General features: G+C 59.3%; 14 protein-coding genes and 1 tRNA gene. 4 read left to right on the top strand and 11 right to left on the bottom strand.

Features of this window, described 5'->3' with window-relative positions; genetic code table 11:
• Nucleotides 1-413: 50S ribosomal protein L13 (gene rplM, locus HY836_RS12185; protein ID WP_290676427.1), on the bottom strand; the 413-nt coding region annotated here is incomplete at its 3' end.
• A 438-nt stretch (nucleotides 414-851) separates the two neighbouring features.
• Here rplM and HY836_RS12180 point away from each other — a divergent pair.
• Nucleotides 852-1,577, top strand: coding sequence for a GNAT family N-acetyltransferase (locus HY836_RS12180; RefSeq protein WP_290676426.1), 726 nt, complete (start codon nucleotides 852-854; stop codon nucleotides 1,575-1,577).
• A gap of 97 nt (nucleotides 1,578-1,674) precedes the next feature.
• Nucleotides 1,675-2,421 (top strand): DUF2726 domain-containing protein, encoded by a 747-nt coding sequence (locus HY836_RS12175; protein ID WP_290676425.1) that lies wholly within the window; start codon nucleotides 1,675-1,677, stop codon nucleotides 2,419-2,421.
• Between the two features lie 13 nt (nucleotides 2,422-2,434).
• On the opposite strand, the gene htpG is transcribed toward HY836_RS12175, so the two are convergent.
• Nucleotides 2,435-4,345 (bottom strand): molecular chaperone HtpG, encoded by a 1,911-nt coding sequence (gene htpG, locus HY836_RS12170; protein ID WP_290676424.1) that lies wholly within the window; start codon nucleotides 4,343-4,345, stop codon nucleotides 2,435-2,437.
• A 163-nt stretch (nucleotides 4,346-4,508) separates the two neighbouring features.
• Between htpG and HY836_RS12165 the strand changes: the two genes are divergently transcribed.
• Both HY836_RS12165 and HY836_RS12160 read left to right on the top strand, forming a co-directional pair.
• Nucleotides 4,509-4,585, top strand: a tRNA-Met gene (locus tag HY836_RS12165).
• Between the two features lie 277 nt (nucleotides 4,586-4,862).
• Nucleotides 4,863-5,513 (top strand): hypothetical protein, encoded by a 651-nt coding sequence (locus HY836_RS12160; RefSeq protein ID WP_290676423.1) that lies wholly within the window; start codon nucleotides 4,863-4,865, stop codon nucleotides 5,511-5,513.
• A gap of 24 nt (nucleotides 5,514-5,537) precedes the next feature.
• Here the strand turns inward: HY836_RS12160 and HY836_RS12155 are convergent, their stop codons facing one another.
• The 9 genes from HY836_RS12155 to HY836_RS12115 all read right to left on the bottom strand — a co-directional run bounded on the left by HY836_RS12155 (nucleotide 5,538) and on the right by HY836_RS12115 (nucleotide 11,807).
• A complete protein-coding gene (locus HY836_RS12155) occupies nucleotides 5,538-6,119 on the bottom strand; it encodes a hypothetical protein (RefSeq protein ID WP_290676422.1) in 582 nt (193 codons plus the stop codon).
• Between the two features lie 57 nt (nucleotides 6,120-6,176).
• The gene (locus HY836_RS12150) at nucleotides 6,177-7,154 is read right to left on the bottom strand and encodes a tyrosine-type recombinase/integrase (protein ID WP_290676421.1); all 978 of its coding nucleotides are present in this window, start codon (nucleotides 7,152-7,154) and stop codon (nucleotides 6,177-6,179) included.
• A 2-nt stretch (nucleotides 7,155-7,156) separates the two neighbouring features.
• A complete protein-coding gene (locus tag HY836_RS12145; RefSeq protein WP_290676420.1) occupies nucleotides 7,157-7,408 on the bottom strand; it encodes a DUF4224 domain-containing protein in 252 nt (83 codons plus the stop codon).
• Between the two features lie 73 nt (nucleotides 7,409-7,481).
• Nucleotides 7,482-7,766, bottom strand: coding sequence for a hypothetical protein (locus tag HY836_RS12140; protein WP_290676419.1), 285 nt, complete (start codon nucleotides 7,764-7,766; stop codon nucleotides 7,482-7,484).
• Nucleotides 7,763-8,293: a helix-turn-helix domain-containing protein gene (locus HY836_RS12135; RefSeq protein ID WP_290676418.1), complete on the bottom strand. Its 531-nt coding sequence runs from the start codon at nucleotides 8,291-8,293 to the stop codon at nucleotides 7,763-7,765. Before HY836_RS12135 ends, HY836_RS12140 begins: the two co-directional genes overlap by 4 nt.
• Nucleotides 8,290-9,960 carry a replication endonuclease gene (locus HY836_RS12130; protein WP_290676417.1) on the bottom strand — a complete coding sequence of 557 codons (1,671 nt, stop codon included), beginning with the start codon at nucleotides 9,958-9,960 and terminating at the stop codon, nucleotides 8,290-8,292. Before HY836_RS12130 ends, HY836_RS12135 begins: the two co-directional genes overlap by 4 nt.
• 11 nt (nucleotides 9,961-9,971) lie before the next feature.
• Nucleotides 9,972-10,265, bottom strand: coding sequence for a hypothetical protein (locus HY836_RS12125; RefSeq protein ID WP_290676416.1), 294 nt, complete (start codon nucleotides 10,263-10,265; stop codon nucleotides 9,972-9,974).
• A gap of 73 nt (nucleotides 10,266-10,338) precedes the next feature.
• On the bottom strand, nucleotides 10,339-11,058 hold the full coding sequence (locus tag HY836_RS12120) for a hypothetical protein (protein ID WP_290676415.1): 720 nt from the start codon (nucleotides 11,056-11,058) through the stop codon (nucleotides 10,339-10,341).
• Between the two features lie 107 nt (nucleotides 11,059-11,165).
• Nucleotides 11,166-11,807: a helix-turn-helix transcriptional regulator gene (locus HY836_RS12115; RefSeq protein ID WP_290676414.1), complete on the bottom strand. Its 642-nt coding sequence runs from the start codon at nucleotides 11,805-11,807 to the stop codon at nucleotides 11,166-11,168.
• Nucleotides 11,808-12,213: the final 406 nt, after the last annotated feature.

Below are 12,213 nucleotides of genomic sequence, written 5' to 3'. Positions count from 1 at the left end.
TTGGGCTGCTGGGCTGCGTGAGGATGCTCACCGCCTGCATAGACCTTCAGCTTCTTGATCATGGCGTAGCCCAGGGGACCCTTGGGCAGCATGCCCTTGACGGCCTTTTCGATGGCGCGACCTGGGTGCTTGGCTTGCATGTCCTTGAACTTCGTGGCGTAGATACCGCCGGGGAAGCCCGAGTGACGGTAGTACACCTTGTCATTGGCCTTGGTGCCAGTGACGCGAATCTTGTCTGCATTGACGATGACGATGAAGTCACCGGTATCTACGTGAGGTGTGTAGATGGCTTTGTGTTTTCCACGCAGACGGAGAGCAACTTCGCTGGCTACTCGTCCGAGCACCTTGTCGGTGGCGTCGATCACAAACCACTCGTGCACTACCTCGGCCGGCTTGGCGCTGAAGGTCTTCATGAGATTTCCTAAGTGGTAAATGCTGGTTGACTGCTGTCATTGGTGCCACTTCTTAGGATGTGGTGGCCTCTCAGACAACAGGGCTCTGCGTGCGCGTCACTTGCCTGACTCATAAGCCGTGCAAGCTCAACCGCAAACCGCCCCAGGTTTGCATCAAACAATACAAACCCTCCCGGCAACCATGTCGGGAATCGAAGAGTATAGCCGGGATTTGCCCTCACCCGCAAGCATCGGTCAAGCCGGGCACAAAGTTGCAGTGTCTGTGCAAGAGTTGACGCACATCAGCCCTGTGATGCACGTAAGCTCTCGCGAATAGGTATAGTGCCGGAAGTTAGTAATAACCCTAGGTTTGTGCCAGTTCTCCGGGGCTACCCTCCCGGCCCATCGCGCATACTGAAATCCAACATGAGTTGAAGCGGGTTCAGAAAGGGGTCAGGCATGACCGCAGTGAAACCACATGATCAGCATCCAGACAGATTTGGTCTGAGCGCCCAGGACCTGGGCCACCATCATCGCCAGAAGAAGGAACACAAGCCCAAGGTGGACACACCCGAGGGCTGGATTCCCATCCGTGATCTGCATGCGCGGCACCGCCACCGCATCCTGGATCACCTGCTGCATCTGGACGAGCACGACCGCTACCTGCGTTTCGGCTCCCCCGTCACGTCCGACCAATTGAACAAGTACGTTGCCTCGATCGATTTCAAGCGCGACGAGGTCTTTGGCATCTTCAACCGCAAGCTGCAACTGGTAGCGGTGGCGCATCTGGCCGCCATGCCTGGCAAGGGCCCCTCGGGGGATGGCTCGTCGAAGGGCCGTGCCATGGAGTTTGGCGTCTCGGTACTACCGGAAGGCCGAGGCAAGGGCCTGGGCATGCGCCTGTTCTTGCACGCCATCACCCATGCCCGCAACCAGCACGCCAGCCACCTGATGATCCATGCGCTGACGGAAAACGCACCCATGCTGCGCATTGCGGCCAAGGCCGGCGCCATCATCGAGCGCGACGGCCCGGATGCCGAGGCCTGGCTGAAACTGCCACCCGATACCGTGGGCACCCACATCGACAGTTCGCTGCAATCGCTGGCCGCAGAAGTGATTTACCGCGTTAAATACCGCGCCATCCATATCAGCGACTGGCTGAAGATGCTGATCGCGCCAACCTGAGCGCTTACAGGTATTCCCCTATCTGAGGGCCCTCCGCCTGGGGATTGTTTTCGTGACAAATCCCCGTAACATCCCCAACACTTGTTTAGGGGGTGACATGGGGTCCGATCCGATCTTCTGGGGCATTTTGCTGTCTGCCCTGGCTGCCGGCATCTTCCTGGGTCGCGCATGGCAGCAGTACGCCACCCGAGCTGCTCGCCGTCGCTGGCCCACACGATGGAATCTGAACGCGCGGCCGCTGTTCAGTGTGCATGAGCGCGCGCTTTATCGCGAGCTCCGCGCAGCCCTGCCCAACCATGTCGTACTGGCCAAGGTCAGCTTGCTGCGTTTTTGCCAGACAGCCGAAGCGCATGAGGCCAAGGCCTGGTACGAGCGGCTGCAAGCTCTGCACGTGTCGATGGCTGTGTGCACGCCCAATGGCGTGGTCGTGTCGGTGATCGACATTGAAAACAACCCGGGCAAAGCCACCCGCAAGTCGCAAAAGCTCAAGGAAGCCGTGCTGGACGCCTGTCGCGTCCGCTATGTGCGTTGCCTGCCTGGCCAATGGCCCTCTTCGAACCTGATCGCGGGCTGGGCGCTCGGCCCAATGGGCACCCATCCCGATCTGGCGCACATTTCGCCCGATCGTTTGCACGACGCTGGCGACCAGCTAGCGCGCAAGCTCAAGCAAAGACGCGCAGAGCGGGCGGCACGCTGGGCCGAATCCACCTTTGCGCAAGACTCCTTCTTTGCGATGGACAGCCGCTTTGACGGCATCGCCGCCACCTCACCGTCAGGCCTGAATGAGCACGGCGATGCCGAAAGCGAGATTGGCCACCCGAAGATGGCCAATCAACGCACCTGATCAGTCAGACAGATCAGACGACAGCCGTCAATAGCAAGGCGTTGATGCGGCGCACATAGGCGGCCGGATCTTCCAACTGACCACCTTCAGCCAGCAAGGCCTGGTCAAACAGGATGTGGGCCAGGTCGTCAAAGTGCTCGCTGGTATCGAGCTTCTTGACCAGCGCGTGCTCAGGGTTGATCTCCAGCGTGGGCTTGGTGTCGGGCGCATTCTGGCCGGCCTGCTTGAGCAAGCGCGCCAGGTGGCCTGACACATCGCCCTCCCCCGTCACGAGGCAAGCGGGTGAATCCACCAGACGCGTGGTGACGCGCACTTCCTTGACCACATCCTTGAGCGATGCCTGCAAGCGCTCCAGCAATGGCTTGAACTGCTCGGCGGCCTCTTCGGCCTTCTTCTTTTCTGCTTCGTCCTGCAGTTTGCCCAGGTCCACGGCCCCCTTGGCCACGCTTTGCAGCGGCTTGCCATCGAACTCATAGAGGTGAGACAGCAGCCATTCGTCCACGCGATCGGTCAGCAGCAGCACCTCGATGCCCTTCTTCTTGAAGATCTCAAGTTGCGGGCTGTTCCTGGCAGCGGCCACGGAATCGGCCGTGATCACGTAGATGGCTTCCTGGCCTTCCTTCATGCGGCTGACGTAATCAGCAAAAGACACGTTCTGCTCGGCGCCCTCGTTGTGCGTGGAGGCAAAGCGCATCAGCTTGGACAGGCGTTCGCGGTTGGCAAAGTCCTCGCCGATGCCCTCCTTGAGCACGGTGCCGAACTCGCCCCAGAAGGCGGCGTACTTGTCACTCTTGGCGGCGTCATCGCCGTCTTGGGTGTGACTGGCCATGTCTTCCAGCATCGACAGGATGCGCTTGGTGCAACCCTCGCGGATGGCCTTCACGTCGCGGCTTTCCTGCAGGATCTCGCGGCTCACATTGAGCGGCAGATCGGCGCTGTCGACCACGCCCTTGACGAAGCGCAGGTAGCTGGGCAGCAAGGCTTCGGCGTCGTCCATGATGAAGACGCGCTTGACGTAGAGCTTGAGGCCGCCACGCTTGTCGCGGTTCCACAGGTCGTAAGGCGCCTTGGCAGGCACGTACAGCAGTTGCGTGTACTCGCTGCGGCCTTCGACGCGGTTGTGCGTGTAGGCCAGCGGGGCTTCGCTGTCGTGGCTGATCTGCTTGTAGAACTCGTTGTACTGTTCTTCCGTGATGTCACTCTTGGAGCGGCTCCACAGCGCGGCAGCCTGGTTGACGGTTTCCCACTCGTCCTTGGTGACTTGCTCGCTCTTCTCTGCGTCCCACTCTTCCTTTTGCATCAGGATGGGCAGGGAGATGTGGTCGGAATACTTGCCGATGATGTTGCGCAGCTTCCAGGCAGAGAGGAATTCGTCTTCACCTTCGCGCAGGTGCAGGATGATGTCGGTGCCACGCGTGGGCTTGTCGATGGCTTCGACCTCGAAGTCGCCCGTGCCTTCGCTGATCCAGCGCACGCCTTCGTTGGCGGCAGCACCGGCACGGCGTGACTCCACGGTGATCTTGTCGGCCACGATGTAGCCGCTGTAGAAGCCCACGCCGAACTGGCCGATGAGCTGGGCGTCCTTCTGCTGATCGCCCGACAGGCGGCCCATGAACTCCTTGGTGCCCGACTTGGCGATGGTGCCCAGGTGCTCGATGGCCTCGGCCTCGCTCATGCCGATGCCGTTGTCGCGGATGGTCAGCGTCTTGTTGGCCTTGTCGACCAGGATGCGCACCTCCAGATTGGGCGCGTCTTCGTACAGGCCGCTGTTGTCCAGCGCTTCAAAGCGCAGCTTGTCACAGGCGTCCGAGGCGTTGGAGATCAGCTCGCGCAGGAAGATCTCCTTGTTGGAGTACAGCGAGTGCGTCACCAGGTGCAGCAGTTGCTTGACCTCGGCCTGGAAGGTGTGGGTTTGCTTTGTCATGGCGTGTTCTTGTACAGACAATAGGTTGCTGAAAGAGGAACGGTGTGTGGCTGGGAAGATGGCGGTGCGCCAGCGTTTTTTCAAGAGTGACGCATGATTTTTTGAAATTTTTGGGCAAAGCTTGCGCATTCACCAAAAACTGTCATAGAATCTTGGTCTCGATGGCGCTTTAGCTCAGCCGGTTAGAGCGACGGAATCATAATCCGCAGGTCCGGGGTTCGAATCCCTGAAGCGCCACCAGTATTCAAAGGCCCCGTACGCTGTTTTCAGTGCACGGGGCTTTTCTACAATTTGGGCTCTGTTCTACAAAACAGCCGGTTTGGATGGCGCGGGGTGCCTGCCCTGCAGCGCGTCGGCTGGATGCTCGCGGCGGCCTTGACGAGCATGCAAAGGCCCATGGGTTTGGACCGCTGAAGCCACGGCCACCGACATTCGGGCGCGGCCTGGCCGCACCCACCATGCAAGCGCCAAGCACGCAAGGCCACATGGCTTAAGGTGAACATCATGGAGAAATCTGATGGCAGCAGACCCTAGTTTCTGGGCAAGCATCGCCCCCAGCGTCGTTTCAGCCATTTCCGGGCTGCTTGGTGTACGGCTCGGCGGTGAACTCACAGAGCGCAGGGAAGCAGCAAAAGAGGCCTCACTCGCCAAACGCGAGGCGAGCTACCTGGCAATACTGGTAGTTGCGCACCTCGACCGATACGCGACTGGCTGCCTACATGTCGCCTACGACGACGGCACAAGTGAAGGAAGCCCCGCTGGCGGCGATGGTCAGTTCCATCAAACCACTGTCACGCCACCCACGTTTGACCCACTGTCTCTTCAGGTTGATTGGAAGGTGCTACCCGTTGACCTTATGTACAGCGTACTCAACCTACCTTACAAGGCTGAACAGCTCGCCAACCATCTAGCCAGCGCCTACGAATACGACGATTACCCTGACTTCACCGACTTCTTCTGGGCTCGCCAACATGGTTATGCCGTGCTCGGACTGGAGGTATCCGCCCTTGCCCGAAAGCTGCGGCTTCATGCCGGGCTCCCCCTTGGGAACCATGCGCAAGGCGAGTGGGATCGCGATACCGCGCTACGCGAGCTGAAAGAATCCATTGAGGCTAAACGAACGGCCCGCGAAGCTCGTGTTGCATCTTTACCAAAGTCTGTTCTGTAGGCGTACTGGACCATAACGCCACGACTAATGGGAATGCCGCTCGATATAGGCGTTGAAGCTCTCTGCAGCCACTTGGACAGCGTGATGCCACTCGCCCGCACGCTTCCGCAACTTGTCAAATTGCTCGTCGTAGATACCCATTTCCTTGTTTCCAAGGTGTTGGCCCAAATTCCGCCACATTGACGCGTATGCGTGTTGAGCCCCGATCAACACCAAGACCAGAGACCCCACGGGGGCATCTCGCTGCCCAAGGGCTCCAATTGCCTCCACCATCCTATCGATGTGATCGTGGTCATAAATCTCATGACGGTACACATCGAACCGCTGACCACTTTGCAGGTATTCATTCAAGGTTTTCAGCTTGAACGCGGCCAAGGTCAATAGGTCCGCCACCCACCTCACATCCTCCATCTCCCGTGCACGATCAGATTGAATCTGCATGCGGTGCTGGCGCGTCATCAGATACGCAGACGCGCCAATGGCAACTACCGAGAAAACTGCCTGAATCCAGGCCGCCCAGCTTCCGGTGGTCAGGCATCCCCACCATGGATCACCCCAAGGCCACCATCGATCAATCCAAAGTAGGCAGTAGCTAGGCTCACTCATCTCACGTCCGTTTCAATAGGCCAGACCAAATATTACGGGACATGATTTGCCCTACCGCTACCGCAGCGGCTTTACCCGATGCCCCACACGCTGACGGACATAGTGCTCGGTCATCTCGCGCCGCTTGTGCCCCAGCAGCATCTGCGAATGCGATAGGTCGCTGGCATCGCTCGCCGCCTTGGCGCGAATGTCCCGAAACTGGAATGACACGCCCGCGGCTTCCCGGGCCTTTGTGAAGCGCGAGCGCAGCCCATCGGCCCGCAGCGGCTTGCCGTCATCGTCTTGAATGAGGAACGGGCCCAGGCGCTCACGCGGCCTGGCCTTGATGCGCTCTATCAACTCGGCCAGCTCGCCGACGATCTCAATGGCCCGCTTCGCACCGGTCTTGTTTTGCACGATCCACAGCGCCCCATCGTGGATATCGGCCCGCTTGATTTTGAGCACATCGGCAGGCCTTTGACCAGTCAACAAGGCCAGGTCCATGGCATCGCGCAAGGTCGGGTGCGCCTTGTCCCATACGGCCTGAAACTCGGCATCGCTGACATACCGATCCCGCCCGGCTTCCTTGAACGCCTTGACGCCAGCACACGGGTTCGGTGCATCGGTGTAGCCCCACTCCCGCGCCCGGTTGTACAGGTGGCTCAACAAGGCTTTCTCGCGGTTAGCCCGTGCCTTCGCGGTTTGCCCGCGCTTGTCCATGTACAGGCGCACATGGTGCGGCTTGATGTGGTCGATCTGCACCCGGTTGAAAACCGCGCGCAACCGCTCCAGTTCCTTCAGGTTGTCCAGTTGCGTGCGCCTGGCCTTGGTCGGGATCACCTCACGCTCATACCGCAGCGCCACGGCTTCGAATGTCTTCACGCTGGGGTCAGGCTTGGAGCCCTCCAGGCGGGCCCAGGCCATCAGCGCCAGCGCCCTGTCCTGACCCAACGGCATCCACACGCGCGGGGTCGTGGTGGTCACGTGATAGTAGTTCTTGCCCTTCTTGGTCATCCCCCTTGGCAAGTCCCTGTGCGTGGTTCTTGTGCGGCCCATGGTCACATCCTGTCCAACGCTGAAAAGTCAGGTTCTACTAGGGTTGCACCGTGGTTTGCCTGGTCGGTTGAACCGGTTTTCCCACGTGGTAGCCCCATGCGATCAAGGAAGTATTCCCGGCTCACCCGGGCTTGCTGACTGCGCGTCAGCACGAACCGCCAGCGATTGCGCTCCAACCACTTGGTGTGACCCCGTGGCGTCTTGAAGCCCGTCAACTCGGTCAATTCGTCGTGTGTCAAAAACAGATCGGACATGATGTGTCGGATGAAATGGCATCACCTGACCCGGCCACGCGTGGCGCGCGTCGGGCCAAGTTCTTGCGCCTTTTCAGGAGGTCGCTATGCTGGCGGCCAGGTGATTCCCGTCGCCCCGCCCTGTATCCGGTTGCTGTGCCAGATACAGGGCTTTTTCGTTGCGGCTCTGGCGCTTGATTCGCAGCCGGAATTTGCGGTTGCTAGGCGCTCGCTTCAGTTGCTTACCCAGCTCATCCACGTACGTACGAAAGCGGCTCAAGTTGTGCTCTTCCGTGAACGCGCGAATCAGCCGAAACCCGCGAGCGGCGCCCCTCTTCGGTACACGCTTTTTGTCTTTGATCCATGCGCCCCGGTTCATGCTGCCCTCCGCTTCTTGTGAATGAACTGGTGGTAGCCAACAGGCGGCTTAACCTGGCGCTCACGAATGACGCCTGGCGCCAGTGGCTCGACCTCAGCTTGACGACGCGGGCCACCTGGCACCGCCACCCGTTTTCTATGAACCTGTACGGGCTGTACGCCCGCAGGCACCGGCAATTCGATGCCTTCGGCTGGATCGTTCGCAGAACCGAAATTGCCGAGCTTGGCGGCCCGCCTCAGCTTCGCCTTCAGATCACGAATCTGACGAGCCTGGCACCTGTTCATGGAGAAGTGCAACTGCGCTTCGTTGTACAGGTCGGCATCCATCCACTGCATGCCCCACCTGGTGAGCCAGAAGAGCGCCAACTTCACGGCATGTGGTGCATCGTTCTTTGCGATCCAGTTGTACACGGTTCGCTTGCTGACGCCAAAGGCCGCTGCAAGCTCTTCCGGCTTCGGGCTGAACACATCCCACAGCATCACGTCCAGGGGCGGCAGTTGCTTAGGCAGTCGCTTGAGCATGCTCATTTGGCGCCCCCCAACTGGTACTGGTTTGCCAAACGGTCTTGACGAGCCCAAGCCCGCGCCATCATCGTTTGCGCAGCGGCGCGAAAGCCTGCCGACTCCAACACTCGGGCTCGCTGCTTCAGGTCTGCAACAACATCATCCACACCAGGTGCCCGAGGGCTTCTTGCCCGGCTTACCGCTGAAGGTGGCTCACACCCAAAAAAGCCTTGTGAATCAACGGTTGCGGAGTTATTGAATCGAGTCCAAGGGAAAGCAGGCGCAGGGAGCGAGCCAGCGCCCTCCCCCTGCGCTTCGGGCGTCTTCTTGCGTGGCTCAATGCGCCAGGACTCACAACGCGTCACCAGCTCCAGCACGCCAGCCAGGTCATCGCCTTGCACACGCAGGCCATGAATCGCACGGCTGATCTCGTCTGCATAACGAGTGCTTGGGCGTTCGCTGTACTGGACCTTGAAGGCCAAGCCATACGTGGCGCGAACATCAAGCCAGGCCGCGTAGTCGTTGGCCTTGCAGGCCGCGTGAGCTGCACGCAAGCTCTCGCTGGGGAGCGTGTCGCCGTTCAAGCGGTACAGCTCACGGGTAGGCGTGATGGACGGCACGCCGAAGAACTGAAATTGCCGAATGCCCCAGGTGCGGGCCCAGGCCACGATGCGACGTGAAGCATCTGCACCAGCCTGGCCTGTCTCGTCGTCAGCATTGAGCCCTTCGCCGTCGATGCTCTTGGACACGTACTTGGCGACGTAGCCCACGGCGCTGCCTTTGGCAGGGTCGATCCGCTCAACCGTGAAGCGTCTCTCCTGAGCACCTGGCTCGTCCGGACTGTCAGCCAAGGCATAGGCGCGCAGTACGCTGGTGATGGCCTGCACCTGGTCAGCCGGGACAAATACCAGCACATGCCAATGAGGGCATGCATCATGGTGAGGCTCGACCACACGCAGCCCATACGGGCACATGCCATGGTGAGCTGCATGACGCATCGCCGAGTTCCACAGGCGCCCCAGGTATGCCTGTGCCTGGCGCGGGCTTGTGCCGTCGTAGCGGGCATTGCGCTCGCCCGTCACATGGCGTGGATGCATGCGGCTTGGGCATGTGATGGTGACAAACAGGGCTTCGTGACCCTGCGCCTTGGCGTGCGTCTCGATGCCTTTGATTCGGGCCATCATGGCCTTGCGCCGGTTCGATGGATTGGCCTGACTGGCGTTCACGATGTCTTGAAGGGGCATCACTTCGCCAGTGGTCTGGTTCACCAGATCAAGCGAGGCCATCAGGCTATCCAGGCGCTTCCTGTTTCGCTCAAAACGGCGCAGGGCCTTGTTCGACACGTAGGCGCCCGCCTGGCGATGTACGGCACCGCGTTGAATCTGGTGTAGCTCTACCTGGCGGAATCGGTTGCGCAAGGCACGGCGCCACCACGACGGGTCAGCCATGCGATTCATCCACTGCTGAAGCCCTTGCTTGCTGGGATTGGACACGCCGTACCACAGCGCAATGCGACGCAAGGTGCGCTGCACCAGATCGTCAGAGACACATTGGCGTTGCCACGCATTGGCCGCCAGCCGCTGCACCGACTTGGCAGCGCGCTCTGCCATATCGCACACCTGATCATCAGACAGGTCGAAAGCGGCGGCCAGCTCAGGCAGGTTTGCCGGGCTCATGTTGAAAGCTTGCATGCAGGCCTCCCTCAGTGCGTCGGCGTGTACAAGCGCAAATGCGCACGCACGCCGGTTACTTCGATGAGGTTCTGTCCGACAGCCTCAGCCAGGTCATCGGCCAGGCGCATAGCTCGCTCTGGCGAACGGCTGACCGTGAATTTCGCGGACGTGAGGTCCAGAGCCTTGAGGTAGGCGCCGTAGTCGGGAAGCCAAAGCACGCAGATTTGTGGTGCCAGCTTGTGTGTTTGCTTTTGCGCTGATTGCTCAACGATGGCAAGCAGCGGCGCAGCCCATGCGGCAGCGCTACAGGTTGAAAGAGACATTTAGGTATTCCCGGAAAACTCCGGGGCGGCCGTTTGCTGTGCGACACGCCCCGTCGTGTTGACGAAGGCGTGGTCAGCCGAAGATGGCCGACGAAAGCGAGCTTGCTGGCTTTCGGTCGTGCAGCCGCTCTCTTGCCTCAACATTCCCTGCAGCAGCCAGATACGTATCAGCATGCACACGGTGCAGTAGCTGCCCTTGTGTCTTTGGCTTTTCCTTGCCGTCCAACACCTCTTGCGTAGGCGTGCCGCCTACCTCACGCCCGAGAAGCTTGGCAAACAACAAACCATTCGCGGCCAACAGCTTTGTGATATCACCGTGTTGCGCTTCCGTCTGGTCACTAAAGCCATCGAAAAAGCCTGGTGAGGCAGTTGCTTTCACAAGAGCGCGAACGCGGTCTTCGTTCATCTCGATCAGATCGAGAACATGGCCCATTTCTTCTTCAGAAAGAGAAATACGCATATGGTGTACGGTCGCTTTGGCGGGCCTTCCTGCCTGGCCCCCGCCGTCAACTGCGCCAACCACACCTTCTGGGAACACCATTCCGGACTGCTTCGCGCTGGCACCTGGCTCTGGCGTGTCCTCAAACTTGTACCCGCGCTTCTCATAGAACGCGCGCAGATCCACCAAAAACGCTTCATCCCGAATGAAGCTTTCCGCTTCAAATCGCTTCAGCTTATGAAGCGGCAAGCCGCTTTCCTCTGCGGCCTTGGCTTGCGGCCAGCCAAAGTAGTTGCGCGCCGCGCGCGCTTGGTCCGACGTGATCGGAAGATTTTCAAAGTTGATTCGTGCCATGGTTCACCCTGCTCGTTGCGAAAGGTGCAACGATCCGTTGCACCACAAGGTGAACTGTACTGCTAGAAATTCTTCGTTGCAATAGGCGCAACGGAAAATTGCAACGACTACTTCAACGATTCGCGCTTCCTGAGACGCTCTCTAAGCTTGTCGGCCATTTCGAGGAAGTGTTTGTTCGCCTCTTCCTGCATACCGTGGTCAAACTTCTTGTTCCATCCGCGCTGAAGATCAAGCGCCAACGACATCAACGCCGCGAAGTGGTTGTGGTGCAACGTGCCGAAAACATGCGCCATCCACGCGAACCCTTCCGGGTCACTTCTGGTTCTTCCACCAGACCTTTTCTCGTCGTTCAAAGGATGGAACGGCTGTTCGTCCCCATAGATAAGAAAGTTTGGCGTGACTCTCAGTGCCTCGCAAAGCAGGCGAATCTCCCTAGGTGAAGGTCGATTGGTTCCCGCCTCATACAGCGAGATAACAGCCCGCGAAACGCCTTTCTCCTCAGGATCAAGCCCCTTCGTCAGGTCTGCCAGCTCCCCTTGGGTGAGACGCTTATCTTCACGCGCTGTCTGAATGCGTGCCCCAAGCTCTAGTTCGGGTTGCACATTGAACCTGCCTGGCTGCTTAGGATTGGCGGCGACTTCCTCAGCGGTCTTCTTGTCCAGGAACTCGGCCTCTTCCAGGATGGCCTCAAGTTCAGCTTGAGCCTTCTTCGATTTCGAGTCCTGATCCTTCTTCGAACGCGTCGCCATGTGCACCAACCTTTCTGGCGGCCAAGGATACACGGCTCACGGGAAGTGCAACCGATCTACAAAGCACTCAATTTTTCCGACTTCCCCAAGGAGCGTGGGTTCACGTGCAACTAAACTTTGAGACTGCTTTCGCTCTTAACCCGTTGATTTTTCTCGGAAACGTCCAAGAATCATAATCCGCAGGTCCGGGGTTCGAATCCCTGAAGCGCCACCAAAATAAAGCCTTGTGCATCAAGCACTTAGGCGCAAAAGCCACCCTAGCGGTCAATGCCAGTCAGTTAAGCCTCGCGTGATCTGACAGGCTGTAAAAAGGGAACGTGTTTCACGTTCCCTTTTTATTTCATGGGCTTGCTTCAAGATGCGCTGAATGAGACGTTGGCGACCTTGCCAGCTGATGGGGTGGCCC

It is taken from the genome of Aquabacterium sp., assembly GCF_016234775.1.
GTDB lineage: Bacteria > Pseudomonadota > Gammaproteobacteria > Burkholderiales > Burkholderiaceae_C > Aquabacterium.
This window is presented reverse-complemented; position numbering and strand designations above follow the sequence as displayed.